Raw genomic sequence first — 25,195 nt, 5'->3', positions numbered from 1 at the left:
GAGGTCACGGGATCGACGCCCGTCGGAGCCACAGGGTGATCATTACAGTCACCTTAGGAACCCTCGCCTAGCTTCTACATGGCGGGGGTTTCCGCTTTTTCCGGTGAGAGTCGGTGTCTGCTCCGCTCCCCTGGGCTGCTGGTTCTGTGCTTGTCGTCACGCGCACCAGCCACGAGACGACACGTCTCGGGACGACCGTCTCGATGCGTCGAGCAGGTGCACGGGCCGCAGGTCAAACACGCATCTGCTCGGCGGACAGCCGCGCCATACCTATGCGCCGTAATATACCGATATGGGACCTGAACTGCCCGTTGTGCCTGGGGCGCAGCGGAACCTCGGAGCTGAAGAGCTCTTTCGTCGACTCGCGACGTCGATCGCCGACGGCACCTACGCGCCTGGCGCGAAACTGAGCGACAAGGCGATCGCGGACGATCTGGGAGTCACCCGCACCCCCGTCCGAGAGGCCGTGCAGCGACTGGCGCGCGCCGGGCTGATGGAGGTCCACGCGAACCGCTACTCGATGGTCACCGACATCACCGACGAGCGGTCCCGCATCACCCGCGAGTTCGCCGCCTCTCAGGGCGGGGAGATCATCCGTGAGGCCGCGCTTGCGCTGTCCGAGGCGGATCTCGCCATCGCGTGCGAACTGATCGCCGACGCCATCCGGTCCGTCGAGACGGGCGAGGGATGGATCGAAGCCCATGTGGAGCTCTTCGAGTTCCTCACCGACCGCGCGCTCAACGATCTCTATCGACTCATGCTGAGCGACTTCTGGTATCTCGTGTTCCGCGACCTTTACCTCGGCGAGCCCCGGGTGGACACGAAGGAATCGCTCGAGGAGCTCGAGTTCGCGATGCGCGCCCGCAGCGCGAACGCCGGCGTGAAGGCCGTGCAGAGGATGCTCCGCCTGAAGTAGCGGCCACTCCCGAGGGAGTTGGTTCCGGTCCCCCGCGCCCGAACGGGGGGACCGGAGCAGTCGATGAGAAGGTCCGCAAGCGCACCCACCCCCATGTGGGCGCTCAAGACCGAGAGAACTCGAGGGCACCGTCTGGTTCGACCGACGGAAAGCGGCAGATGCTGCTCGTCGTGTTCTCAGCGTATGGCCGCACCCCGTCTTGACGCTGATCGGAGCTCATCCATTGACGCGGGCCCACTCCGACTGCTACGGCGGGACTCCCGCGCGCGGACCGTGCCGGTGGCGACGACGTGCTTCCGGGCTGGATACGCTCGAACCATGCTCGAGACGCTCACCGGATTCGCCGTCGTGGGAGTCGCGATCGCACTCGGCTATGTGCTCGGCCGGATCGACCTGCTCGGACCGCACGCCCGGCACGTGCTCGGGCGTCTGATCTTCTTCGTGCTGTCGCCGTTCCTGCTCTTCACCGTGCTCGCCCACGCCGATGCGAAGATGCTCTTCTCCTCGCTGCTCCCCGTGTCGGCGATCGCGGCCGTCGCGATCATCGGGATCTACACACTCATCGCGCGGCTCTGGTGGAAGCGTCCGGTCGGAGAGACCCTGATCGGAGCGCTGTCGGCGGGGCAGGTCAACTCGAACAACATCGGCATCCCGTTGTCGCTCTACCTTCTCGGCAGCGCCGCGTACCCCGCACCGGTGGTGCTGATGCAGTTGCTGGTGTTCACCCCGATCTCGCTGACGATCCTCGACGCCGTCACGAGCGATCGCGTCTCGCTGCGCAAGACGCTCGTGCGCACGGCGACGAATCCCATCATCATCGCGTCACTCCTCGGCACGCTCATCTCGGTGCTGGGCCTCACAGTGCCGCCCATCATCATGGAGCCGGCTCAGCTGATCGCCGATGCCGCCGTGCCGGTTCTGCTGATCAGCTACGGCATCTCCCTGCACGGCCAGCGCGTGCTCGGGGCTCCCGGCCACCGGCGGGACATCATCCTCGCCACCTCGCTCAAGCTCCTCGCGATGCCGCTGATCGCGTGGGTGGTGGCCGAGTTCGTCTTCGGGCTCTCGCCGGCCGAGGTGCTGATCGTCGTGATCCTCGCCGCGCTCCCCACCGCACAGAACGTCTTCAATTACTCGCAGCGCTACGACATCGGCGAGACGATCTCGCGCGACACCGTATTCCTGACCACTCTCGGCTGCCTGCCCGTGCTGATCCTCATCATGTTCCTGCTGGGCTGAGCACCGCGTCGATCCGGGACTCGCGCACGTCCGACAGCGTCAGCGGAAGATCGCGCATCACGACGACACTGTCGAACACCACTGAGCCGGCGGGAAGAGCGTCGAAGAACGACGAGCTCACGCTGTGCAGGTGTGCGTTCTCGACCCTCCACGCGTCGGTGGTGAGCGCGACCGATTCGACGCTGCGCCCTCCCCGCGCCGCCGACCAGCCGAGCCGACCGGCGCGATAGAAGTCCGAGGCCTCGTCGATCGAGGCGAAGAGAGAGCTCGACCATGCGCCTCCCACCTCGACATCCGCGCAGAGACTGTGCTCGCCGGCATCCATTGTGACCGCGTAGCGATCATCCCCCTCCTCGATCTCGAACCTCGCTCGGCGATGCACCCCCGGGAACAACCGTCCGCCGAAGATGACCGGATGCCACGCCGAGCTGTGCCGACCGACGATGAAGACGCCTTTCTGCACGCCATCCTCGGTGTCCCACTCGACGGCGACCCGGTGGGCGGCGTTCTCGGAGCGCAGACCCCACCGGCCCCGCGCCCAGCTCGGTCGGATCGACTCCAGCCCCAGCACGCACACGCCGGCCACCGCAGACCCGTCGACGATCTGCGGGCGGAATCCCGTGGGCAGCAAGGAGGAGGCGACCTCCGGCTCGACCCGATAGGTGATCAGGAGTCGCCGACGGAGCTGAGCACGGACACCGCGGATGATCGTCATGCTCCGAATGTAGCACTGGAGCTAAATTCCTCCAAGGCCTCGGGGACGAGGTGCACGTAGGTTGTATCCGTGGACAATCCGCTCATCTACATCGCCGCGATCGGCGCGATCATCGTGCTCGCGATCCTCCTGCCCCGCTGGGTCCGTCGCTCCACCGGCGCCGCCGGCGGCAGAGCAGGGCAGCGTCACGTGGCCGACCGCCTCACCGGGATACTCGAGGAACTGGGCACGACGCTCGTGCTGCAGACGTCTGAGGCCACGGCGAGGGAGATCGTCGACGGGGTCGTGCGTCAGCAGCCACGCAAGTTCACCCCGCTCGCGAGCGGAGGCTACGGTATCCGATTCGTCGAACCGGATGACGCGATCGTGCGGGTGGTCGACGATGAGAACGGGACCCGTCTGCAGGTGGAGAGGATCCGCGAGCATCTGGGCGTTCCCAACACTTCCGAGTTCTGGTCAGACCTGCGCTCCGCCGTCTCCGCCGCAGCACGCGCTGAGGGCGTCCAGGTCTCGCCCGGGCCGCCCTTGCGGCACCGGCGCGACGATGCGACCGAGTCGTGGATCGCGGAGTAGAGAAGCCCAGTGCGTACCGGAACATCGGGTGCATCTCACAGCCGTCGCAACTAGGCTGTGTTACTGCTGATCACGCACCGGCCAGCCCACAGCCGGCCTCGCGACGGCACCATTTCTCATCACAGCTCTCAGTCCCTGTGACCTGCGCCGGAAAGGCCGACCCATGAGTGAATCCCCCGACAACGACCGGACCCCCGACTTCTTCGACAAGCTGATCGAAGAGACGCCGCGCGAGCAGTCCGGCTTCACGGCCTCGTTCCGCGGCTACGACAAGGCGGAGGTCGACTCGGCCCTCAGCACTCTGCGCAATCAGCTGAAGCAGGCGAAGGCCGACCTCGCCGCCACCGAGGCACGCCACGAGGACGCAGTCGAGGCGCTTCGCGAAGAAGAGCGCATCGCCCGCGAAGAGCTCGAGGCGGAGCTCCTCGCCACCAAGGCGAAGGCTGCCGAGACCGAGCAGCAGGTCGCCACCCTCACCAACGAGCTCGTCGACACCCCGCGCGCGGATGGCCAGGAGGCACCGTCGCGGGAACAGTTCGAGGCGATCCTCCGGGTGGCCGAGGAGCAGGCCAACGTCCTCATCCAGAACGCCGCCGTGCAGGCCGACCGTCTGATGGCGGCCGCGCGCGAAGAGGTCACCGCACAGCGGGCCGAGGCGGATGCCGACGTCACCCGCATCATCGCGCACGCTCAGCACGACGCCGACCAGGTGCGCCTGAAGATCGACACCGAGTACACCGCCCACCAGGCGACGCTCGAGCGCGAGGCCGCGCACGCCGCAGAGCGGGTGCATCAGGCGACGCAGGAGGCCACGGCCATCCGCACCGAGGCGGAGAAGGGCGCTGCGGCGCTCCGCTCGCTCGTCACCCGCGAGACCACCCAGCTGCGCGCCGAGGCCGAGCGCGAGGTGCGCGAGATGAACGCCCGCGTCCTCGAGTTCGAGGAGACGCTCACCCGTCGGCAGGACGACGCTCAGCAGGAGTTCCTGGTGCTGCACAACCAGGCCGTCGCCCACGCCGAGCGCATCACCACCGATGCCAACGAGCAGGTGGCCGCTTCGCTCGATCACGCGCAGCGCATCTCGGCGAAGGCTGACGACTACGAGCGCCTGATGCGGTCGCAGGCGCAGACCATCGAAGCGGATGCTCAGGTGCGCGCCCGCGACACCCTGGACCGTGCCCGCGTGAAGTCGCAGAAGATCGTCGACTCGGTGACGGGTCACACGTCCGCCGTGCTGCGGGATGCCGAGGACCACGCGCGCCAGCTGCGCTGGCAGCAGCAGCAGCTCGCCAGCTTCATGGCCGAGGTGCGCGAGCTGATCCGCCCGGAGGGCATCTTCAGCGACGAGGCATCATCCGTCGGCTCTGCAGCGGCCGCGTCGCAGGTCGATGACGACACCGACGCCGAGACCGTCGAGGTCGAGGAAGCCGAGCTGATCGACGACTCCGACGACGCGGTCGACGAGGTCACCGGCGACGAGGAGTTCCGCGGTGACGAGGCGCTGGAGGACGAGCTCCTCGACGAGAACGCCGAGACGATCGACGGCAAGATCACCATCGAGGTCGTCGAGTCCGATCAGAAGGCCTCCCGCTGAGCGACTTCTCCTGACTGACCGAGCGGGGGCGTGGGCGGATATCCGTCCACGCCCCCGCTTCGTTCACCCGTCCTGCTATCGCTCGGAGCCGTCAGCGTGCACGCTGTACCTATGACAGACAGCGTGATCGAGGTGCGGGATCTCCGCAAGGAGTACGGGGGTGCCGTCGCAGTCGACGGCATCAGCTTCGACATCCGCCGGGGAGAGACCTTCGCTCTTCTGGGCCCGAACGGCGCGGGCAAGTCGACGACCATCGAGATCCTCGAGGGCTATCGTCACCGCACGTCCGGCGACGTGCGCGTGCTCGGTGTCGATCCCCAGCGCGGCGGTCTGGCGTGGAAGGCGCGACTGGGGATCGTCCTGCAGTCCACCGGAGAGGCCGGCAACTTCACCGTGCGGGAGCTGCTCACCGAGTTCGCCGGTTATTACCCCCACCCTCGTCCTGTGGACGAGGTGATCGCCGCCGTGGGGCTCGAGCACAAGCAGCGATCCAGAGCGGGCAAGCTGTCCGGTGGTCAGCAGCGCCGTCTCGATGTCGCCCTCGGGATCATCGGACGCCCCGAACTCCTGTTCCTCGATGAGCCGACGACCGGCTTCGATCCCGAGGCCCGACAGCAGTTCTGGCAGCTCATCCGCACCCTGAAGTCCGAGGGCACCAGCATCCTGCTGACCACTCACTATCTCGATGAGGCCGCCCGGCTGGGCGATCGCGCGGCGGTGATCACAGACGGGCGCATCGTGGCGATCGGCAAGATCGACGAGATCGGCGGGCCCGAGGCGAGGACGCCGATGGTGCGCTGGAGGGATGCCGCCGGCGTGCGCCACGAGCAGCGCACGACCGCTCCCGGTGCGGTCGTCTCCGAGCTTCAGCGAGCGGGCGGCGAGCCGGACGGCCTCGAGGTCGTGCGTCCCACTCTCGAGGACATCTACCTCGGCCTCATCCGTGAGCACGGAGCCGCATCCGATTCCGATCCGACCGCAGAGGCCCTGCGGGCAGATGTGGCGGAGTCCGCATGAGCACCACGACTGCCACGCCGAACTTCGGGCTCGCTCGCACGGTTCGCCTCGGGGTCCGCCGCATCCCGTTCGAACTGCGTCAGTACTTCCGCGCCAGCGACCAGGTCTTCTTCACGTTCCTGTTCCCCACCCTCATGTACCTCATCTTCGCGACGATCTTCACGGGCGACATCGGCGAAGGGCCCGACAAGATCAGCATGGCGACGTACTACCTTCCCGGTCTCGTCGCAGGAGGCATCTTCCTCTCCGGGATGCAGGGCCTGTCGATCGAGATCGCAGTGGAGAAGAGCGACGGAACCCTCAAGCGGCTGGGCAGCACGCCGATCTCACCGGCGACGTACTTCATCGGCAAGATCGGTGAGGTCTTCGTCACCGCGATCCTGCAGATCACTCTGCTGCTGGTCGTCGCGGTCGTCCTCTATCAGGTCGAGCTGCCCTCGGATGCTGAGGCCTGGGGTCGCTTCGCCTGGGTCTTCGTGCTCGGCCTGCTCTCGTGCACGCTTCTCGGCATCGCACTGTCTGCCGTGCCGCGGTCGGGCAAGACGGCGTCCGCCGTGGTGATCCCGGTCGTGCTGCTGCTGCAGTTCATCTCCGGCGTCTACATCGCCTTCACCGCGCTGCCGGAATGGCTGCAGAACGTCGCTGCGGTCTTTCCCCTCAAGTGGATGGCTCAGGGTATGCGCGCGGCGATCCTGCCCGAGTCGTTCTCCTCGGCAGAGCCGAGCGGATCATGGGATCTCGGGCTCGTGGCGGTCGCCCTCGCCGCATGGCTCGTGGTCGGCTTCATCCTCAGCCGCGCGACGTTCCGCTGGATCCGGCGGAACTGACCGTCTGGCATGCGAACGGCCCCATCCCGAAGGATGGGGCCGTTCGATGTGCGGGTCGGCTGCGATGCCGCGAGAGTGTTTACGCCCGGACGAACTGGGCCGCTGCGGGGCAGTCGAACGGATCAGCACCGGCGGCGAGACCGACGCGGTTGAGGTACTCGATCACGATCGCGTACGACCGGCCGAGGCTGGTCTCGGTGTAGGGCACGTTGTTGGCGGCGCAGTAGTCGCGCACGACCTCGCGAGCCTTCGAGAGGTGCGGGCGGGGCATGTTCGGGAACAGGTGGTGCTCGACCTGGTAGTTGAGTCCGCCCATGAGCCAGGTGGCCCACCATCCGCCGCGGATGTTGCGAGAGGTGCGCACCTGCTTCGAGAAGAAGTCGAGACGGGCGTTGGGATCGATGATCGGCATGCCCTTGTGGTTCGGCGCGAAGGACGCGCCCATGTAGACGCCGAAGACGGCGAGCTGCACACCCATGAAGGCGAATGCCATGCCGAGCGGCAGCATCAGGAACACAGGCACGAGGACGATCGCGAACCGGAGGGCGATGAGGCCCAGCTCGATCCAGCGGCCCTTGGCCTTCTTGCTGGTCACCAGGTGCTTCACGCCCAGGTAGTGGAGGTTCAGGCCCTCGAGCGTCAGCAGCGGGAAGAACAGCCACCCCTGCTTGCGCGTGATCAGACGGACGATACCGCGGGACTGCGCGGCGTCGGTCTCGAGGAACGAAATCGTGTCGACCTCGATGTCGGGGTCCTTGCCGACCTGGTTCGGGTTGCCGTGGTGCTTGGTGTGCTTGGAGTCCCACCAGGAATAGCTGATTCCCACCACGCCGGCGGCGAGGATGCGGGCGAGGCGGAAGTTCGCCGGGCCCGTGGAGAGGATCTGACGATGCGCGGCCTCATGGGCGAGGAACGCCACCTGCGTGAGGATGATGCCGAGAGCCCCGGCCATCAGGAGCTGGAGCCAGCTGTCGCCGAGAAGGATGAAGCCGGTGATGACTCCGCCCAGAGCCACGGCGATGCCGGCGGCCACGAAGATGTAGAACCATCCGGCGCGCTGGAGGAGGCCGGTTTCGCGGATGACCTGCGAGACCTGCTTGTAGGCGTGGGTCATCGGAGGAATGTCCGCATTGCCCGAATACGTCTGACGTACCGGTCCGAGAACTGCGTCGGTCTTTTCGACCTGTGAAATGGAGATGTTGCTCTCCCGTCGATCGGAGCCCTTGAGCTGATGTGAAGCCCAAGGCAGATCGCCGAACGCTTAACTCAGGCTAACCCTGCCCTCATGCGATTTGGGGAATACATCAGCATCCCTTGACGATTCACAGTTCCCCCGCATGGAACGGTCAGGCGCGTGCGCGACGCGGTCGGCTGCGGAGGGCGCGGCGAAAGGGAGAGCTGAGGCTGCGCGGGCGAGATCTCGGCGCATTCGCGCTCTCGAGGGCGTCACGGGCGGCATCCAGCGACTCGAACGAGCCGAGGTCGTCACCGCGCTGGTCGCGGGCGACATGCGCGGTGCCGTCGAATTCGACGAACCCGGCGAACTCGCCGCCGCGGGTCGCGACGTGCACATCTGTGTCGGCCTGTTTCCAGGTCAACGGATCGGAAGGATGAAAAGTGGTCGTGCTCATGGTGATACTCATTGCTGTGTGACGGGCACGCGTTGTCGCGACCCGCAAGATGTGAGATCGAAGGCGGATGCCGCGCGCATCGATGCGCTTGGTCCGTAATGGCCCTGATCAGTGGCTCCGTGGTGGCCTAGAGGGCGGCCAGAACTCACGTTGCTCCATCAGTCTAGCAGGTCGGCGCCGCGCACGCGGGCCTCCGCCTCAGCGGGCTCCCACACGCGCCGTGGATGACCGGACGATCCAGCCACGATCCAGCGCCCCTCGGGCTCCGGCTGCGGGGCCTCAGCGGCTTTCGAGCCGTCCGGCTCCTCCCCCGCACCCCACGCCTCGCGGATGATCTGCCTCGGGTCGTACTGCCGAGGATCCACGGCGGTCCATTCCTGGCGGATGCTCGCCACTCCGGCCTCCTGCTCGGCTCGCCGCGCCGCCTCGCCGACGGTGAGCGTCACCCGGCGGACGAGGGCGCCGAGACGGCCCGCATACTCCGGCAGTCGCCGAGGACCGATGATCACGGTTGCGATCAGCGCGACGAGGAACAGCTTCTCGATCGTGAGTCCGAACATCGTCATGCCTCCGTTGTGCCGACGGCCGACTCCCCGACCCTGCGATCATGCAGCCATGCGAGCAGCAGGGCGATCAGGAACAGCAGGGTCATGGGAATCGCGATCAGGAACATCGACAGCACGTCGGCCGCGGGGGTCACGACCGCACTGAAGAGGACGATCGCGACGACGACGAGACGCCAGCTCCGCGCGATCGCCGCCGCCGACACGACACCGAGCAGGTTGAGCATCACGACGAACACCGGGAGCACGAAGGCGACCCCGGTCGCGAGCACGATCTTGAGGATGAAGTCGACGTAGTACGACGCCTGCAGCAGCGTGCTGTCCTCGGTCGAGGCGAAGCTCGCGAGCAGCTCGACCATGTGGGGGAAGAGAAGGAAGCCCATCAGGCATCCGCCGACGAACAGGGGAACGGATGCCGCCAGGAAGCCGAACGTGTACCTCTTCTCTCTGGTGGTCAGACCCGGAGCGAGGAACGCGAGCAGCTCGTGCATCCAGACGGGACTCGACAGCGCGACACCGGCGAAGAGCGCGATCTTGAGCCGAAGGTCGAAAGCCCCGGTGATGCTGTCGTAGTTGAGGCTCGCATCGCGCGATTCGGCGAGCGCACTGATCGGTGCTCGCACGACCTCGAGGATCTGGTCCGAGAGGAGATACCCGGCGACCACCCCGGTCAGGAGCGCCGCCGTCGCACGGAACGAGCGCGTGCGCGCCTCCCGCAGGTGCGAGGACAGCGGCATCCGGGCCAGGGCGGGCGCGGTGCTCGCCTCGACGGCATCAGCGGCGAGCGAGGACACGGTTTACTCCGCGGGCCGCAGGACGGGCTGCGGGAGGTCTGCGGACTCCCGAGCGTCGACACGGTCCCGGCCCCTCGGCGTCGGCTCGACCCGTGCCTCGTTCGAAGGCTCGGCGACCTCCGATCTGAGGATGCGCATCGACTGGCCGACGCTCTTGGCGAGGGCGGGGAGCTTCGCGGCGCCGAAGACGAGGACGACGATCGCGAGGATGATCAGGGCGTGCCACCCTGTGAGGTTCTGGAGCATGGTCTCTGTTCTTTCGCGTGGAGGGGTTGTCGGGGTTCGGGTTCAGTCGGACGGCGGCTCGCCGCCACCGGGGCCGCCCGCGCCGCCCGACGGCGCGGAGCCTGCGCTGGGCGTCGTGGCCGTGTCGACGCCGACCATGAGCGTCGCGGTGTATCCGCTGCCGCCGCCGGTGACAGTGGCCAGCTGAAGGGCGCCGGAGTCGTCGCCGAAGACGTTGTCGCCGGAGAGGCTCGTCTGCGACAGGTTCTGCGTCGAGCCCGGGTAGCGGGAATCGGCGTAGACGGTGGCGCAGACCTCTTCGGGCAGTGCCAGCTGGGACGTGGCGATGGCGTTGGCCGAGTCGGTGATCGAGGCGAGGTCGGGGTAGACCTCGAAGTGGATGTGCGGCCAGCGGCCCGAGTAGCAGCCGGGGAAGATCGACGTGAACGAGACCTTCCCCTCGGCATCCGCCACCTGCACTCCTCGGAGGTAGGTGACATCCTCGAGCCCCGACGAGTACATCGAGTACTCCCCCTCAGCTGTGCAGTGCCATGCGTACACCGCGACGCCCTCGAAGGGGACGCTGCCGTTCGCGAGGTCGACCACCTGGAACTCGAAGGTCAGCGGGATGCCGTCGGCTGTCGCCGACCCGTCGATCGACGTCGTGATGTCCTGTCGCACGATGCCCGAATCCTCGAGGACGTCCGGTCCGTTCGATCCGTCTCCGGGGTAGGGACCTGCGGTCTCGTCGGGTATCTCGCCGGCCGCTGTCGCGGTCGACGATCCGGACGTCGTCCCCGTATCGCTCGTCGATGTCGACTCGCTCGTGCTGCCACTGCCCGACGGGGCGCACGCGGCGAGCACCATCGCGCCCACCCCGAGTCCGGCGAGTCCGAGAATGCCGCGGCGCGTCACCAGGGTGCGGATGTCGAAGGCGGCGCCCTGATCCACGACCTCCTCATCGGTACGGTCGAGCAGCCGCCCCTCGTAGGTCGGGCCCTCAGGGGTCTGTACGGGTTCGGGAATGCGGCTCATCATCGTGCTCCTCTCGATGTGGATGGGTGTCGATGTACCCATGGTCACGGAGGAGCCGATCAGCGAGCTATGCCGCGTCTATGCAGAATCTATGGCTCTCGACGCACCGGCGGATGGAGGACGAGGACGACCACGATCACCACGAGAACGAGGGCGCTGACCGCGACGGGGATGGGCAGCACGGCGTCGAGGAGGACGACAGCCGCACCGACCGGCACGACGGTGTTCACCACCCTGTCGGCGTTCTCGCGGATCGCGATCCACCAGACGCCGAGCAGGAAGATCGCGATCGGGATGGTCACGGTGAACGACGCCTGGATGGTGGAGAGATGGCTCTCCCCTATCAGGACGTCGAGTTCGACCTCGATGCCCGCCGAGAAGGCGGCGGCCGCGGCGAAGACGAGATAGTGCGTGTACCCGTAGCGGAGCGAGCGGCCGAACGTCGTGATCGCCCTGTGGTGCGGCGCCCAGAAGTAGATCCACCAGAGAGACGCGGTCACGACCAGGGTCAGCACGGAGATCGAGATGAGAGGGACGAAGGAGTCGAGTTCGTTCTTCGCGTCGATGATCGCATTGGCGGAGGCGAGGAGGCTCTCGCCGAGCACGATCAGGGTGAACAGCCCGTAGCGCTCGGTGATGTGATGCGGATGCCAGGGCGTCTGTCTGCGGTGCTCGGCGAACACGGGCACGCTGACCTCGACGAGAGCGAAGATCACGAAGGCCACGAGCTGGAGGGGGCCCGACGGGATGAGCAGGAAGAGCACCCAGAGCACCTGCACACCGGCGATCCCGATGGCGTACCGACGCGCGGCGGCCTTGAGATCTCCCGCACCGCGGGACGCCCGGAGCCACTGCGCGATCATGGCCACACGCATGACGATGTAGCCGATCACCGGGACGGTGAAGTCCCCCTCCTCGAACGCCGCAGGGATGCCGGCAGCGAGCACGAGCACCCCGCCCATCTGGATGATGGTGGTGACGCGATACAACCAGTCGTCTGTGTCGAAGGAGGTGGCGAACCAGGTGAAGTTCATCCACGCCCACCAGACCGCGAAGAACACCATCGCGTAGGAGGTGATTCCGTGCACGAAGTCGCCGTGGCTCAGCGCGTGGTGCAGCTGGGCGGAGGCGATGCTCACCGCGACGACGAAGACGAGATCGAAGAACAGCTCGAGCGTGCTGGCCGTGCGATGAGGCTGAGCCGGATCCCTCGGCAGCATGCGGCTGAGATGGAATCGAGGCGCTGAAGTGGTGGTCACGCGGTCAGAATATCGGGGCGGGGCTCCGACTTGGCATACCAAAATCGATTCCTCCAGTCGCCAGATTTACCTATCGCTCGACGCTCCCTTCCGCTAGAGTGATCGAAGTCTGCAGCGCCTGCTGCCAGCACCACCGTGTGGGACGGTGACCGCAACCCGTGATGTGGGATCACGGATGCAGCAGGACCCGAGGGGTCGGGAACGCAGACGATGCCATGGACGTGGGGTCCGTGGTCTGGGGAATATCTGGGGAAAAATATGGCGCACTGGGGAATTCTGCGTACATTCACGGCTCAAGGAGCCTCGGCATGACGTCCGTCGAGGATGCTGTGAGCATCACTCGCGCGGGTTCGGTCTTCACGCCGGTCTCTGCTCCGCGAGCCGCGAAGTCGGTCACGCGCACGGTGGTCACACCGCGCGTGTCCGCGACGCTGGAGCGACGCCGGCAGTGGGAGCGGCGCTATCGGATGCGACTGCGGATCACGGATGCTGGGGTCATCCTGTTCGCGGTCGGAATCACAGCAGGGCTCCAGGTGATGAGCGGTGTCGCAGGGGAAGAGGCCCTGCGCAACGGCATTCTGCTGGCCACGCTCTGGTATCTGATGCTCGGCGCGCTGCACACCCGTGACGCAGCGCTGTTCCGCGCCAGCGCCACCGAGTACCGCGGTGTGGCACACGCGAGTGGTTTGGCGTTCGGGATCATCGCCATGCTCAGCGTCGTGCTCGGCTGGCAGACGATGCAGCTCGTGCTGCTCGTCGGCCTGCCGCTCGGTGTCCTCACGCTGCTCGTCACGCGCTGGGCGTGGCGGCACTGGCTGACGGCGCAGCGTGCGCGAGGTCGTTTCGCCTCGCGCACGCTCGTCGTCGGCAACCGCGACGACGTCGAGTACGTCATCCGCACCCTGCACCCGATCGGCGCCTCCGGGTACCAGGTGGTGGGCGCGACGCTGCTCGACGGTAACGCGCGAGATGTCGAAGCCCGCGGCGAGCAGTACCCGGTGCTCGGCAACGTCAACTCCGTCTCCACCGTGGCTGCCGAGCTGGGTGCCGACACGATCATCGTCGCGAGCCGTCCCGACGGCGAGCCCGATTTCGTGAAGCACCTCAGCTGGCAGCTCGAGGGCACCGCCGCTCAGCTCGTGCTCTCGAGCCGTCTCACCGATGTCGCCGGCCCGCGCATTTCCTTCTCGCCGGTCGAAGGCCTTCCGCTCATCCAGGTGCAGATCCCCTCATACGAGGGCGGTCAGCACGTGCTGAAGCGCGCACTCGACATCGCTGTCGCATCCATCGCGCTCGTCCCGATCGCGCTCATCACGCCGATCCTCGCGCTCCTCGTCAAGCTGGACTCGCCCGGACCGCTGTTCTTCTCGCAGGAGCGCGTCGGTCGCGACGGTCGCACCTTCAAGATCATGAAGTTCCGCTCGATGAAGACCGACGCCGAGCAGCAGCTCGCGACGCTCAAGGAGCAGAACCAGGGTGCGGGCCTGCTGTTCAAGATGAAGGACGACCCCCGCGTCACGCGGGTGGGCAGGATCCTGCGCAAGCTGTCTCTCGACGAGCTGCCGCAGTTCTGGAACGTCCTCATCGGCGACATGAGCGTCGTGGGTCCGCGCCCGCCGCTGCCCACCGAGGTCACTGCCTACGACGGCACCGTGTTCCGTCGGCTCTACATCAAGCCGGGCATCACGGGCCTGTGGCAGGTCTCCGGGCGCAGCGATCTCTCGTGGGACGAGAGCGTTCGCCTCGACCTGCGGTACGTCGAGAACTGGTCGGTCATGAACGACCTGCAGATCATGTGGCGCACCGCCAAGGTCATGGTCCAGCCCAGCGGAGCATACTGAGTACATGATCAAGGGAAATGCCCTCACCATTGCGATGGTGGGGACACGGGGGGTGCCCGCGGCCTACGGCGGATTCGAGACGGCTGTCGAAGAGGTCGGTCGACGGCTCGCAGACCGAGGTCACGACGTCGTGGTGTACACCCGGGGTTCGCAGAGCCGCGAGAAGGAGTACCTCGGAATGCGCGTGGTCCACCTTCCCGCCATCCCGGTGAAGCAGGTCGAGACTTTGAGCCACACCGGTTTCTCGGCGCTCCACTTGATCTTCCGGAGGCGTCCCGACGCGGCGTTCGTGTTCAATGCCGCCAACTCACCGTTCGTCCCCCTGTTCCGCCTGCGGCGCGTACCCACCGCCCTCCACATGGACGGCCTCGAGTGGCGGCGATCCAAGTGGGGCCCGCGCGGCAAGGCGTACTACCGATGGGCGGAGCAGTTCGGCGTGCGCACGAGCGATGCGCTGATCGCGGATGCCCCGGGGATCGCCGACTACTACACGCATCAGTTCGACGTGCCGACCGAGATGATCCGCTACGGCGCTCCCATCCTCGACTCGGTAGCCGATGCCCGCCTCGACGAGCTCGACCTCCGCCCCGGCGGATACCACCTGGTCGTCGCACGCTTCGAACCCGAGAACCACGTGCTCGAGATCGTCGAGGGATTCCGCCGGAGCAACGCGACCCTCCCGCTCGTCGTCGTCGGATCAGCCCCGTACAGCAACGAGTACACCGAGCAGATCCAGCAGGCAGCTCACGGCGACGACCGCATCCGTCTGGTCGGCGGCGTGTACGACCAGGAACTCCTCGACGCCCTGTACTTCCATGCCCTCACGTACGACCACGGTCATTCTGTCGGCGGCACGAATCCTTCACTCCTGCGGGCCATGGGCGCAGGCACGGCGACGATCGCGTTTGATGTCGGCTTCAACCGCGAGGTGCTGGACAACCAGGGTTGGTTCTTCTCCTCCCCCGCCGAGGCCGCACGAGCATTCGAGGAGGCCGAAGCGAACTCTGAGACAACCACCCGTCGCGGCGATGCCGCGCGGAACCGCGCTCGCGCCTCGTTCAAGTGGGACGACGTCACTGACGCGTACGAGGCCCTGGCCCGCTCGATCGCTGACGGGACGTCGATCCATCGTCTCGCTCGCAACGCGCGCCGTCAGGTGGATGAGTGGGAATCGCCGTCGAGCATCGAGCAGACTCATCGATGAGCGCCGAGATCCCCACACGACGTACAGTCCTGCTGGTTCATCCCGGTGCCGAGATGTTCGGGTCCGATCGGATGCTGCTCGAGAGCGCGCGGGCGCTTCTCGCCGCCGACCGTCGCGTAGTCGTGGCGCTGCCGAGCCGCGGCCTCCTCGATGACGAGCTCCGGAAGGCAGGAGCGGAGGTTGTCGTCATTCCGATGCTCGTGCTGCGGAAGACCCTGCTATCGCCGCGTGGACTCCCAACTCTCGTTCGCGATTCGATCAAGGGCTTCATCGCGGCCTGGCGCCTCATCGGACGCCTCCGCCCGAACGTCGTATACGTATCTACAATCGTCGCCCCGCAATGGCCGGTCGTTGCTCGTCTGCGTGGGACGAAGGCCGTGAGCCACGTGCACGAGGCCGAGGCATCGGGCAAGCGACTCATTAACCGCGCGCTCTACCTTCCGCATCTGGCGTCAACGCGGACCCTCGTCAACAGCCAATTCAGCCTAGAGACCATCCGAGCGTCGCTGCCGGCTCTCGCGAAGCGAGCGACCGTGGTGTACAACGGCGTCACGTCTCCCCCCGACCCCACTCCACCTCGCGTGAGCGTCGACGGTGCGCTGCGTGTGCTCTATATCGGCAGGCTGTCCCCACGAAAGGGACCGGACCTTCTGGTCGACGCTGCCGCGCTGCTCCGTGCGCGCGGTCGAAAGGTGACCTTGACGCTCCTCGGAGCGGTCTTCACCGGCTACGAATGGTACGAGCGGGAGCTGCGCACGAAGGCGGCGACCGCGGGGCTCGACGTCGAGTTCGCCGGTTTTCACAGCGAGATCTGGCCGTTCCTGGCCTTAGCGGACGTCTTGGTCGTTCCGTCGCGGGTCGACGAGCCCTTCGGGAACACCGCGGTCGAGGGGGTGCTCGCAAGGCGTCCCGTCGTAGCAAGCAACAGCAGCGGCCTCCGCGAAGCCGCAGGCGGCTACTCGACCTCTCGACTGGTCCCCGCAGACAGCGCCGACGCCATCGCGTCAGCACTGGAGGACCTAGCAACACAGTGGGATGCCGTGGTTGCGGGAGTGGAAGAGAGCCGCCTCGAGGCACTGCGCCGTCACGCTCCGGACGCTTACCGTGTCGAGATAGCAGCTGCAGTCATCGGTGTCGAACGGCGCACCTCCAGCCGCCGCTGACTCCCCACCGTCGAACGGAGTCTGTCAGTCGGAGGTCTCGACGTGACGCGCACCGGCCCAGGCGCCAGCGAACATCATCACTGCCTCGGTCACGGCGCGGTAGACCTCGTCGTGCTTCCGCGTTTCGCCGATGTGCGCGTCAGGGATCGCGATGCCGTAGCTCGAGCGCAACGGCGAAAACCGGTGACGGCGCCGCGCCTCCGGAAGGTCCACCAGTCCGCGCTGCGCGTGCATACGAACGGCGAGCTCGCCGAATGACGTATCGACAGCGAGCGGAGAGACAGAACGTGCTCCGTGAGCCGCCTCCACCAACGTAAAGGTCTTCGGCCGCGCCTCTGGTGCGAGCATCGCGACCGCGGACCGCTCCGCCTCGGATGCGGTGAGGATCAAATCAGCCCGGTCGACACTGTTCACATCGAGTCGGGTGGCAACGTGCTCCTTCAAGAGATCCGCGTTGCCCGCGAAGGCCGCGATCCGTTCTTCCGTGAAACGGCACAGCGGATCACCAGCACGCGCGGTGACGCCAGCGCTCGAGACGTCCGCACCGGGGAGCTCCCGCCCAAGCAGGAACGCGGCGAAGGGTGAGCGGCAGACATTGGCCGCGCACACGACAAGCAGGCTGCCCCGCACTCCTTCAGACACAGCGACAACTCCGACTCGGCTAGACTCTCGACAGGGGACCAGGGGTAATCTTAGTTGCCCCGCTTGGAGGGGACATGACGATCGGTGACTACGCGCGAGCCATCCTTCGCAGTTGGCTTGTCATCGTTGTCCTGGCGGCCTTGGGCGCCGCGGGCGGCTACGGCCTGGCGAAGCTCACTCCCGACACCTACCGATCGACGGGAGCCCTCCTTGTCACAAGCGATCGCGGCGACAGCACGTCGGAGCTCGTCCAGGGAAGCGCATACGTTCAGAACCTCGTTGCCACCTACGTGCTTCTAGCTCGCTCCGAGCTCGTGCTGCAGCCGGTTATCGACGAACTCGATCTCGACACGACCCCTCGCGCACTCGCGTCCACGATTACGGCGGCGTCGCCTCTCAACTCGGTAGTCATCGAGGTCAGCGCCACCAGTCGTTCAGCCCAACTTGCCGAGAAGATCACCGAGGCGGTGATGGAGAGCCTGGCAACAGTAGTGTCGAGGGACGTCGCGCCGCAGGCAGACGGCCAACCTACCGTCCGACTCACGGTGATCCAGAACTCCGACGAGCCGCGCTTCCCCTTCGCGCCCAGCACTCGGAACTACGTCCTACTCGGATTCTTGGGGGGGCTCGCGGTCGGGATCGCCTTCAGCGTCCTCCGTGCTTTCGCGTGGCAGACAGTCCGCAGCCGCGCCGATATAAAGAGGCTTACCGGCATCCCCGTCCTCGGCGAGGTCGTAGAGACACGACGGGGCACCCGACTGTCCGCCGCTGTCTTGAAAGACCGCTTAGGCATCGAGGCCGAATCCGTGCGGGCCGTGGCGGCCAATCTCAATTTCCTGAAGGTGGACGGCGGACTTAAATCGGTTGTCATCACCTCCGCTGCGTCGGGTGAGGCCAAGAGTTCACTCGTGATCGCTCTCGGGGTCATGATCGCCGAGTCATCGCGACGCGTGCTCCTCATCGATGCCGACCTCAGGAGCCCCTCGCTCGCCGACTACACCCAGCTTGACGGCGGCGTAGGGCTCACGAATGTGCTGATTGGCGAAGCGACGCTCGCCGAAGCCGCGCAGGAGTGGGGCGCGGAAGGACTCAGCGTCCTGACTAGCGGCGCGGATGCCCCCAATCCGAGCCAGCTGCTCACTAGCCAGCGCATGACCGACCTACTAGAAGAGGCTCGCGCCGAGTTCGACTTCATCCTCATCGACTGCGCGCCCCTACTCGCCGTGACGGACGCCACGTGGCTGGGGAACCAGGCCGATGGCGCGCTTCTGGCGGTGCTTTATGACAAGACAAGGGTGCACAACCTGGAGAAGGTCGTCAACGCCGCCGCAGTCGGTGGGTTGAACGTGCTCGGCGCTGTTCTGACGCGCGTCCCCCGACGCGGCGTGAGCCGATACGGAGTCGGGAGCTACGGCGCTCGGACGCCCGCGGACAGCGGTCGGCAGCGCCGTAGATATCGGTCGACCGCGACGTAGATAACGGACGATCACGGGGCCTGACATCCTCGACGGGGTGTTCGAGCGCGCTGCCTCGAATAAGGTCGCTTCCAGCTTGCGCACAGGCTCTGCTGAGGTTACATTCAGGCAACGGTCCTGCAGAAGGTGCTACCTTCGGCGATGGCAGGGGGACCCCGATACGGAACTGCTCAGGATATCTATGACTTTCGCGACCCATGCGACACCCCACACCCGACGCTTTACCCGAATTCCCACAATCGCTACCGTGGCCTTCGCCGTCATGATCGCCGGAATGGCGGCCCCCGCTGCTGCATCCGGCGCGGAGACCGGCACGTACGCCGAAGATCACTTCGAGCGGACGAACGCCGCCGGCTGGGGCACCGCGCCCAGCGGCGGAGCTTGGTCGAGTATCAACCCGCCGGTGCTCGCATCGGCGGCTGGCGCAGGCGTCTTCCGGCTCAAGCCCTCGACCTTCGCTGTCAACACGCTCGCGACGGCACTCGAGCTCGACTCTTCGGTTAAGTTCTCATTCTGGTTATCCGAGCTGCCGAAGAGCGGGAATGGTGCGACGGCGTCCGCGGTACTTCGCGCCGCCGACGGACACTCGTACCAGGCCCGAGCACGAATCACGTCGTCCAATCGCGTCGCAGTGACGATAAGCCGCTACGACGGAAGCACGTCGCGGGAGTCCGTGCTCGTCACCGACACGATACTGCTGCGCGACATCACTGCGGCCGACCGATTCACAATCGAGTTCTCCGCGACAGGCGACGCCGAAGTGTCCCTCGCCGCGCGCGTCTGGAAGGCTGGCACGACCGCGCCCGCCTGGCAGCTGACGCACAAGGACCGCTCACCGGAGCGTATCGGCCGGGCTGGCGCTGCAGGAGTCGGCGCATACCTGTCCTCGAGCACTCAGGCCCTCGATCTGATGGTGGATGACTTCAGTGCGAGTCACGCAGCCCCGGCGCAGCCGACTCCGCCGCCCACCGAGCCCACGGTACCAACAGCACCCACAGCACCCACAGCACCCACAGCACCCACAGCACCCACAGCACCCGCAACGACCCCCGCTCCATCCGGCGTGGCCGGCTCGGCCGCCGTCGGATCCACCAAGTACGCCGTGCCGTCGGGAGCACTCTTTGTCTCCGCCAAGGGCACGAACTCAGGTAGCGGTACATCCCAGTCGCCGTACGGCAGCCTGGCCTATGCAGTCTCGAAGGCGCCGGCCGGGGCGACACTCGTGCTGCGCGCTGGCTCCTATCACGAGACCGTGACCATCCCCATCGGCAAGAAACTCACGGTTCAGTCGTATCCAGGCGAAGCCGTCTGGCTCGACGGCACCTCGAAGGTCACCGGCTGGCAGCAGTCGGGCTCCACCTGGGCCGTGAACGGTTGGAACCACAACTTCGACCGTCGCGTGTCGTTCAGCAAGGGCTCCGACGAGACCTCCCGCTGGACGGACTCCACCAACCCCTACGCCGGCTACCCCGACCAGGTCTGGATCAACGGTGTGGCGCAGCGCCAGGTGGGCAGCGCGTCGCAGGTGAAGGCTGGCACTTTCTACGTAGATACCGCGCAAAAGAAGCTCATCCTCGGTTCGAATCCGAGCGGGAAGACGGTGCAAGCGAGCACGCTACAGAAAGCGCTCACTATCGGCGGTGCGGGATCGACGGTGCGCGGTCTCGGCGTAAGAGGGTATGCAACAACCGTGAGCCAGATGGGCGCGATCACGGCTGAGATGCCGAGGATCACCCTCGAGAACCTGGTCATCACCCAGAACGCGAGCATCGGCCTGTACGCCTGGGCTGCGGATCATCAGTTTCGCAATTTGACGGTCACTCAGAACGGCCTCATGGGCATCGGTGCGAATAAGGCCGACCGCCTGTCGCTCAAGAACTCAAAGATCGACGGCAACAACGTCGAGCGCTTCAAGCCCGCCCCGGTATCCGGAGGAATGAAGATCACCGCTTCTAGCGATGTCGTGATCAATAACAACTCGTTCTCGGACAACGTGTCCTCGGGCCTCTGGTTTGACATGTCCGCCTACAACGCCACCATCGTCGGCAACACGATCTCCGGCAACGGGCGCTACGGACTGCTATACGAGGCGAGCGAAAAGGCTCTAATCGCTGACAACATCTTCACCAATGCGGGTCACACGGCGCTGATGATTTACAACGCCGGAAGTGTTCAAGTTTGGAACAACTCGTTCGCCGCCAACAGCCGATCTCTGTGGTTCATGCAGGACGAGCGTCGGCAGACAGACCCTACCCTGGCAACCAGGATCCCGTGGGTGGTCAAGAACATCACGGTAAAGAACAATGTCATCTCCTACGGGACAGGATCGTGCCCGATCCTGACGCAGGACATCACCGAGCGCTGGTATGGGAACGACTTCAAGATCACGATGGATTCGAACCTCTACCACCGCGCGACCACGTCGGCGCCCGCGAACTTCGCTTGCTGGGCGAACGGACCCGCCGGAACCCGCAGCTTCAAGACGCTCGCGGACTTCCAGGCACACACCGGCGGCGACAAGCGGTCGAAGCTGATCGAGGGCGCCTCACCTCTAACCGGGACGCAGACCCTCACCGCGTCTGCGCTCAGCCTTGTCTCAAGCATCGCCTCGCCGTTGCCGACGACTATCGCATCGCAGATCGAGGTGACTGGAGCGCCACTCGGGCAGATCGTGCGCTGACCGCGAGCAATGCAAGACGCAGCGCGGGCATACACGCAATTTGGTATGCCCGCGCTGCGTGCTTCCGACCTCCGTTGGTAGGCTTCAGTAGTCACGCAGGCCGCGTGGGACTGCTGGGGCGGTGGGAGGTGGTGTCTATGACCTCTGCGCCTGTCTCCGCACTCCCGCTCACAGTGGCCCCTCGCAACGAGGCCCGCTCCCCCGCAGCGCAGGCTATCGCACTCGGTGTCACCGCCCTCATCGCGATGCGCGTCGATGTACAGTTCTCGCTGACGGCTGGTGGAGCTGTCGCTCTCGTACTCGCACCGCTGTGGTTCGGCACTGCGGTGAGAACGCCGTGGGCACGGGTGCTCGGCCTTCTGTCCATACTCGCGGTGACTTCCGGCGCCATCCTCACCATGGTGAACTCGATCGATCACACGCAACTGAGCTACGATCTCGCATCGCGGACGGTGGCCCTGCTCCAGCTGACAGCCGTTGTCGGCTTCCTCGTCTGGTCCCACCGGGTCACCTCGCTCGCGAAGACCTCTGTGGCCTTTGCCGCAGGGCTCGCGGCATCGATCCCTCTCAATGTGAGCGACGACCCGAACATCTGGCGGTTCACCCTCTCCGTGCCGCTAGGGGTGTTTGTCCTCGCACTGTGTTCTCTGACCGATCGACTGATGCTGACGCTGGCTGCCATCGGTGGACTCGCGATCATCGGACTCCTCAACGACTCACGATCAAATTCCGCCTTTCTGCTGCTGACCGGTGTGGTGCTCATCTGGCAGCGTCTCTCCGTCGCAGGCTCACGGCGATCCCGCGGTTGGGGGGGTGTGCTGTCTCTCGCCGCCGCGGGCATCCTTATAGCGATGCTTCTCCAAGGAGCTATCCTCGAGGGTTACTTCGGCGAGGTTACTCAGACACGCACAGCGGAGCAGATCGCCCGTGGTGGCAGCGTGGTCGTCGGCGGGCGCCCTGAGGTCGCCGCGAGCGTCGCGCTCATCGAGCGGTATCCTTGGGGACTCGGCTCAGGAATCAAGGCGACGTACGACGATATCCTGGCCGCGAAGTCTGGGATGGCGGGTATCGGTTACGATCCGAACAACGGATACGTCGAGCGCTTCATGTTCGGAACCGGGATCGAAGTCCACTCGGTGGCGGGCGATTTCTGGATATGGTTCGGACTGGCAGGCGTAGCGATGATCCTGGCGGTTCTCGTGCTGCTGATCACTGCGATCAAGCGCGGATACGTCGCTGGCGCGCTAACGCCACTTCTCGTGTACCTCGTCATCCGGGCCTTCTGGGACATCCCATTCAGTCCTTTCGATTCCGCGCTCCGCCTTTGGCCACTAACGCTGTCGCTCGCCATCGGATACGCCTGCTACCTCTTCGCGCGGCCGCGAGCGGATCTGAACGTCCTCTCGCCGCGGCCCGCGGGCCGAGCCGTCCCTCGACCGAAAGCAGACTTATGAACGCCCCCGCGAAGCAACGGATCGACTGGGTCGATGCCGGCCGCGGCTTGGCGATCGCACTGGTCGTCCTGTTCCACTCCACGAACTGGCTCGGCGAGGCGGGCTTCGGAATCGCCGGATGGGATTTTTTCAACGAGACGGTCGCATCGATCCGACTTCCGCTGTTCTTCACGATGTCCGGCCTGTTCGCCGTCAAATGGATGCGAGCCAGTTGGCGCAACCTGTGGGTGTCCAAGGTCTCGTTGTTTGTATGGGTATTCGCTGTGTGGAGCGTCATCGCGACCTTTTCCTTCATGCTGGGCCTGAACCTCCAGGGCCAAGAGGGCAACTACCTCGGGCAGCTCAAGGACCTGCTCTGGGCTCCACTGCTGCCGCGATTCGAGCTGTGGTTCATCTGGGCACTCGCCGTCTTCTTCGTGGTCGCCAAGCTGATCCGACGGCTCCCCGTCGGCGTCCAGCTCGTCACAACCGGCCTCCTGTCGATCGTGGCGCTGTCCGACTTCTTGGTCGGCAACGTGGGGTGGATCGGCAGTGCCAAGTACTTCTTCTTCTTCCTGAGTGGAATTCTGCTGCGCGACGGGATCATCCGCTGGAGCAGCTCCACACGACCCGTCGCCCTCACATCTGTCTTCGTTCTCTGGATTGGTGCCGCGCTCGGAGGGAGCGCACTCGGACTGCGGTCCTTCCCCGGCTACTATTTCCTGTGTTGCGTGATCGGGGTCTTCGCCGGGGTTGCGGTCAGCCGAGTACTGGCCGGCGTGCCGGGACCAAGATTTCTCGGCACGCGCACTCTGCCGGTGTACCTCACACACACGACAATCATCCTCGTGGTCGTCTGGGTGCTCGGACGCACAGTACCTCTTCCCGACCTGGCGGCGCTCGGCGCTGTGCTTCCGCCCGTGCTCGCGGCGGTCGCCATCGCGGTGTCGCTGCTTCTCAGTCGAGCTGCCGCACGGAACCGCGTGCTGCGATACGCGTACGAGCAGCCGCGCTGGTTTGCTCGACGTTGAGTCGCTCCTAGTTTGCCGGATGCCTCACGAGACCCGAGCCGGCTGCGGAGCGACTATCGCCCGGCGACGACGCACGTCCAAGCGCACGTAAATCAGGTTCGGAATGACCTGGCACACAGCCACCGCAAACGAGACTGCAATGAGATTGCCTGCGGCGCCGAGCGTCGGGATTAGGAGCCAGGACCCACCCAGCGCGATCGGGATCATGATGATCGTCGGCAGCACCTGGAAGCGCAGGCCCGCGAGATCGGTCATGTACATTCCGACCGGGTACTTTGCCGACTGAAGCGTCACGAATACGACGAAGGTGATGATCAGCGGCCATGTCAGCTCAAGCGCACCATCGGAGATCGTCGACGCCAACCAGGGCGAGATCGCGGCCATCGATCCCGCGATCGCGAGACCTCCGCCGAGGAACCAGATGGTGGGAACCCACGGGCTCTCGACGCGACCCGCCGCGCGCGCTCGAGCGAATATCGGCCACAGCGCCACACCTGCTGCAGAGATAGTCTGCAGCGCGATTCCGAAGATCTGATATCCAAGGTTGTATTCGGCCAGCTCGGAGACGCCGCCAAGGTGACTGACCATGATGCGCCCTGTCTGCATCGCGATCGGCAGAGCGAGAAGCTGCACGAGCATCGGCCAGGCCATGTTGATCACCGAGACGCCCGGCGCTTTGCGCACGTGCAGCACCTCCCGGGCGAGGGTGCCCATCTGCGGCGATATCAGCCGCGCAGCGATCACGAGTGCGATTATCGCCACCACTGTGGAAGCAAGGTAGGCCGCAACGGCGAGGTACTGATCGGCCTGCACTCCGAAGATAACGCAGGCGCCGATCAGAACGAAGATGAGCGGAGCGGTGATCACCTGCGTAGCAATCTGGGTTGTGTTGCGCCCCAGCCCGATGAGGATGCGTGGCCCGAGCGTCAGCGGGAGGCTGATGCCGAAGAGCGCGAGGCAAGCGCCCGCCACGAGGTTGCCCTCGGGCATGAGTCCCTCTCCGAGGATGACCGGCCACGCGTCGAGAAGGGTGAGCAGGAAGGCGACGGTCACGACAACCGCGGCCGCGACGAGCAGCAGCCGGACGGTGCTGAGCAGCGCACGGCGCATCTTCGGATCACTGCGAGGGTCATCTGTTGCCGCGACGGCGTTGATGACGACTGCGGCCAGTCCGAGGTCGGCGAAAGGCAGCAGAGTCGGGAGACTCGCCAGCAGACCATACTGCGCGTACGCCTCGATTCCGAAGTTCTGGATGATCATCCGGCTCGTTATGAGCCCGACAAGGCCGGTGATCCCCATGACCGCGACCTTCACGACCGCAGCAGATCCGACGTTGCG

The 25,195-nt window shown here is 65.8% G+C and carries 23 protein-coding genes; 13 read left to right on the top strand and 10 right to left on the bottom strand.

Annotated elements, in window-relative coordinates; all coding sequences use genetic code 11:
- Nucleotides 1-292: 292 nt before the first annotated feature.
- Together SOM10_RS17915 and SOM10_RS17910 are read left to right on the top strand one after the other, a co-directional pair.
- Nucleotides 293-916, top strand: coding sequence for a GntR family transcriptional regulator (locus SOM10_RS17915; RefSeq protein ID WP_320491454.1), 624 nt, complete (start codon nt 293-295; stop codon nt 914-916).
- Nucleotides 917-1,234: 318 nt separating this feature from the next.
- Complete coding sequence (locus SOM10_RS17910; protein WP_320491453.1) at nt 1,235-2,155, top strand: AEC family transporter; 921 nt, start codon at nt 1,235-1,237, stop codon at nt 2,153-2,155.
- On the opposite strand, the gene SOM10_RS17905 is transcribed toward SOM10_RS17910, so the two are convergent.
- Complete coding sequence (locus SOM10_RS17905) at nt 2,136-2,870, bottom strand: DUF2071 domain-containing protein (RefSeq protein ID WP_320491452.1); 735 nt, start codon at nt 2,868-2,870, stop codon at nt 2,136-2,138. The genes SOM10_RS17910 and SOM10_RS17905 overlap by 20 nt on opposite strands.
- 69 nt (nt 2,871-2,939) lie before the next feature.
- On the opposite strand from SOM10_RS17905, the gene SOM10_RS17900 reads away from it, so the two are divergent.
- From SOM10_RS17900 to SOM10_RS17885, 4 genes are all read left to right on the top strand, one after another.
- Nucleotides 2,940-3,443: a hypothetical protein gene (locus SOM10_RS17900; protein WP_056276735.1), complete on the top strand. Its 504-nt coding sequence runs from the start codon at nt 2,940-2,942 to the stop codon at nt 3,441-3,443.
- A gap of 163 nt (nt 3,444-3,606) precedes the next feature.
- Nucleotides 3,607-5,037: a hypothetical protein gene (locus tag SOM10_RS17895; RefSeq protein ID WP_056276732.1), complete on the top strand. Its 1,431-nt coding sequence runs from the start codon at nt 3,607-3,609 to the stop codon at nt 5,035-5,037.
- 111 nt (nt 5,038-5,148) lie between these two features.
- Nucleotides 5,149-6,054, top strand: a complete 906-nt coding sequence (locus SOM10_RS17890; RefSeq protein ID WP_072590696.1) for an ABC transporter ATP-binding protein — start codon at nt 5,149-5,151, stop codon at nt 6,052-6,054.
- Nucleotides 6,051-6,881 (top strand): ABC transporter permease, encoded by an 831-nt coding sequence (locus SOM10_RS17885; protein WP_230100971.1) that lies wholly within the window; start codon nt 6,051-6,053, stop codon nt 6,879-6,881. The genes SOM10_RS17890 and SOM10_RS17885 overlap by 4 nt, the downstream gene beginning before the upstream one ends.
- A gap of 79 nt (nt 6,882-6,960) precedes the next feature.
- Here SOM10_RS17885 and SOM10_RS17880 read toward each other — a convergent pair whose 3' ends face one another.
- The 7 genes from SOM10_RS17880 to SOM10_RS17850 form a co-directional block, all read right to left on the bottom strand.
- On the bottom strand, nt 6,961-8,079 hold the full coding sequence (locus tag SOM10_RS17880) for a fatty acid desaturase family protein (RefSeq protein ID WP_053098710.1): 1,119 nt from the start codon (nt 8,077-8,079) through the stop codon (nt 6,961-6,963).
- 148 nt (nt 8,080-8,227) lie between these two features.
- Nucleotides 8,228-8,512 carry a hypothetical protein gene (locus SOM10_RS17875; RefSeq protein WP_320491449.1) on the bottom strand — a complete coding sequence of 95 codons (285 nt, stop codon included), beginning with the start codon at nt 8,510-8,512 and terminating at the stop codon, nt 8,228-8,230.
- Between the two features lie 158 nt (nt 8,513-8,670).
- Nucleotides 8,671-9,078, bottom strand: a complete 408-nt coding sequence (locus SOM10_RS17870) for a hypothetical protein (RefSeq protein WP_320491447.1) — start codon at nt 9,076-9,078, stop codon at nt 8,671-8,673.
- On the bottom strand, nt 9,075-9,869 hold the full coding sequence (gene tatC / locus SOM10_RS17865) for a twin-arginine translocase subunit TatC (RefSeq protein ID WP_320491445.1): 795 nt from the start codon (nt 9,867-9,869) through the stop codon (nt 9,075-9,077). Before tatC ends, SOM10_RS17870 begins: the two co-directional genes overlap by 4 nt.
- Before the next feature lie 3 nt (nt 9,870-9,872).
- Nucleotides 9,873-10,115 carry a twin-arginine translocase TatA/TatE family subunit gene (locus SOM10_RS17860; protein WP_056276723.1) on the bottom strand — a complete coding sequence of 81 codons (243 nt, stop codon included), beginning with the start codon at nt 10,113-10,115 and terminating at the stop codon, nt 9,873-9,875.
- A 42-nt stretch (nt 10,116-10,157) separates the two neighbouring features.
- Nucleotides 10,158-11,129 carry an intradiol ring-cleavage dioxygenase gene (locus SOM10_RS17855; RefSeq protein ID WP_320491443.1) on the bottom strand — a complete coding sequence of 324 codons (972 nt, stop codon included), beginning with the start codon at nt 11,127-11,129 and terminating at the stop codon, nt 10,158-10,160.
- A gap of 89 nt (nt 11,130-11,218) precedes the next feature.
- Nucleotides 11,219-12,349 (bottom strand): low temperature requirement protein A, encoded by a 1,131-nt coding sequence (locus SOM10_RS17850; RefSeq protein ID WP_056276717.1) that lies wholly within the window; start codon nt 12,347-12,349, stop codon nt 11,219-11,221.
- A gap of 347 nt (nt 12,350-12,696) precedes the next feature.
- Here SOM10_RS17850 and SOM10_RS17845 point away from each other — a divergent pair, with 347 nt between their 5' ends.
- From SOM10_RS17845 to SOM10_RS17835, 3 genes are read left to right on the top strand one after another with little or no spacing between them, the layout of a single operon-like run.
- A complete protein-coding gene (locus SOM10_RS17845) occupies nt 12,697-14,229 on the top strand; it encodes a sugar transferase (protein ID WP_320491441.1) in 1,533 nt (510 codons plus the stop codon).
- A gap of 4 nt (nt 14,230-14,233) precedes the next feature.
- On the top strand, nt 14,234-15,433 hold the full coding sequence (locus tag SOM10_RS17840; protein WP_320491440.1) for a DUF1972 domain-containing protein: 1,200 nt from the start codon (nt 14,234-14,236) through the stop codon (nt 15,431-15,433).
- Nucleotides 15,430-16,596 (top strand): glycosyltransferase, encoded by a 1,167-nt coding sequence (locus SOM10_RS17835; RefSeq protein ID WP_320491439.1) that lies wholly within the window; start codon nt 15,430-15,432, stop codon nt 16,594-16,596. Before SOM10_RS17840 ends, SOM10_RS17835 begins: the two co-directional genes overlap by 4 nt.
- A gap of 24 nt (nt 16,597-16,620) precedes the next feature.
- On the opposite strand, the gene SOM10_RS17830 is transcribed toward SOM10_RS17835, so the two are convergent.
- Nucleotides 16,621-17,238, bottom strand: a complete 618-nt coding sequence (locus SOM10_RS17830) for a hypothetical protein (RefSeq protein WP_320491438.1) — start codon at nt 17,236-17,238, stop codon at nt 16,621-16,623.
- Between the two features lie 74 nt (nt 17,239-17,312).
- On the opposite strand from SOM10_RS17830, the gene SOM10_RS17825 reads away from it, so the two are divergent.
- The 4 genes from SOM10_RS17825 (at nt 17,313) to SOM10_RS17810 (ending at nt 23,857) form a co-directional block, all read left to right on the top strand.
- Nucleotides 17,313-18,713, top strand: a complete 1,401-nt coding sequence (locus SOM10_RS17825; RefSeq protein ID WP_320491436.1) for a polysaccharide biosynthesis tyrosine autokinase — start codon at nt 17,313-17,315, stop codon at nt 18,711-18,713.
- Between the two features lie 247 nt (nt 18,714-18,960).
- Complete coding sequence (locus SOM10_RS17820; RefSeq protein ID WP_320491435.1) at nt 18,961-21,393, top strand: right-handed parallel beta-helix repeat-containing protein; 2,433 nt, start codon at nt 18,961-18,963, stop codon at nt 21,391-21,393.
- A gap of 137 nt (nt 21,394-21,530) precedes the next feature.
- Nucleotides 21,531-22,847 (top strand): hypothetical protein, encoded by a 1,317-nt coding sequence (locus tag SOM10_RS17815; RefSeq protein WP_320491433.1) that lies wholly within the window; start codon nt 21,531-21,533, stop codon nt 22,845-22,847.
- Nucleotides 22,844-23,857: an acyltransferase family protein gene (locus SOM10_RS17810; RefSeq protein WP_320491431.1), complete on the top strand. Its 1,014-nt coding sequence runs from the start codon at nt 22,844-22,846 to the stop codon at nt 23,855-23,857. Before SOM10_RS17815 ends, SOM10_RS17810 begins: the two co-directional genes overlap by 4 nt.
- Nucleotides 23,858-23,881: 24 nt before the next feature.
- On the opposite strand, the gene SOM10_RS17805 is transcribed toward SOM10_RS17810, so the two are convergent.
- Nucleotides 23,882-24,967, bottom strand: a complete 1,086-nt coding sequence (locus SOM10_RS17805) for an oligosaccharide flippase family protein (protein ID WP_341850236.1) — start codon at nt 24,965-24,967, stop codon at nt 23,882-23,884.
- Between the last annotated feature and the right edge of the window lie 228 nt (nt 24,968-25,195).

Origin of the sequence: Microbacterium sp. CFBP9023 (assembly GCF_034045055.1) — a bacterium.
Lineage (GTDB): Bacteria > Actinomycetota > Actinomycetes > Actinomycetales > Microbacteriaceae > Microbacterium.
Note: the sequence above shows the minus strand (reverse complement) of the source record. Positions and strands in the feature narration are given on the sequence as shown.

What these genes read in the sequence shown, in the direction of transcription:
- SOM10_RS17840 (WP_320491440.1), top strand. Translation starts at nt 14,234, where the DNA reads ATGATCAAGGGAAATGCCCTCACCATTGCGATGGTGGGGACACGGGGG.
- SOM10_RS17885 (WP_230100971.1), top strand. Translation starts at nt 6,051, where the DNA reads ATGAGCACCACGACTGCCACGCCGAACTTCGGGCTCGCTCGCACGGTT.
- SOM10_RS17810 (WP_320491431.1), top strand. Translation starts at nt 22,844, where the DNA reads ATGAACGCCCCCGCGAAGCAACGGATCGACTGGGTCGATGCCGGCCGC.
- SOM10_RS17870 (WP_320491447.1), bottom strand. Translation starts at nt 9,078, where the DNA reads ATGACGATGTTCGGACTCACGATCGAGAAGCTGTTCCTCGTCGCGCTG.
- SOM10_RS17915 (WP_320491454.1), top strand. Translation starts at nt 293, where the DNA reads ATGGGACCTGAACTGCCCGTTGTGCCTGGGGCGCAGCGGAACCTCGGA.
- SOM10_RS17910 (WP_320491453.1), top strand. Translation starts at nt 1,235, where the DNA reads ATGCTCGAGACGCTCACCGGATTCGCCGTCGTGGGAGTCGCGATCGCA.
- SOM10_RS17845 (WP_320491441.1), top strand. Translation starts at nt 12,697, where the DNA reads ATGACGTCCGTCGAGGATGCTGTGAGCATCACTCGCGCGGGTTCGGTC.
- SOM10_RS17860 (WP_056276723.1), bottom strand. Translation starts at nt 10,115, where the DNA reads ATGCTCCAGAACCTCACAGGGTGGCACGCCCTGATCATCCTCGCGATC.
- SOM10_RS17815 (WP_320491433.1), top strand. Translation starts at nt 21,531, where the DNA reads ATGACCTCTGCGCCTGTCTCCGCACTCCCGCTCACAGTGGCCCCTCGC.
- SOM10_RS17835 (WP_320491439.1), top strand. Translation starts at nt 15,430, where the DNA reads ATGAGCGCCGAGATCCCCACACGACGTACAGTCCTGCTGGTTCATCCC.
- SOM10_RS17895 (WP_056276732.1), top strand. Translation starts at nt 3,607, where the DNA reads ATGAGTGAATCCCCCGACAACGACCGGACCCCCGACTTCTTCGACAAG.
- SOM10_RS17875 (WP_320491449.1), bottom strand. Translation starts at nt 8,512, where the DNA reads ATGAGCACGACCACTTTTCATCCTTCCGATCCGTTGACCTGGAAACAG.
- SOM10_RS17855 (WP_320491443.1), bottom strand. Translation starts at nt 11,129, where the DNA reads ATGAGCCGCATTCCCGAACCCGTACAGACCCCTGAGGGCCCGACCTAC.
- SOM10_RS17905 (WP_320491452.1), bottom strand. Translation starts at nt 2,870, where the DNA reads ATGACGATCATCCGCGGTGTCCGTGCTCAGCTCCGTCGGCGACTCCTG.
- SOM10_RS17805 (WP_341850236.1), bottom strand. Translation starts at nt 24,967, where the DNA reads ATGCGCCGTGCGCTGCTCAGCACCGTCCGGCTGCTGCTCGTCGCGGCC.
- SOM10_RS17890 (WP_072590696.1), top strand. Translation starts at nt 5,149, where the DNA reads ATGACAGACAGCGTGATCGAGGTGCGGGATCTCCGCAAGGAGTACGGG.
- SOM10_RS17825 (WP_320491436.1), top strand. Translation starts at nt 17,313, where the DNA reads ATGACGATCGGTGACTACGCGCGAGCCATCCTTCGCAGTTGGCTTGTC.
- SOM10_RS17850 (WP_056276717.1), bottom strand. Translation starts at nt 12,349, where the DNA reads ATGCTGCCGAGGGATCCGGCTCAGCCTCATCGCACGGCCAGCACGCTC.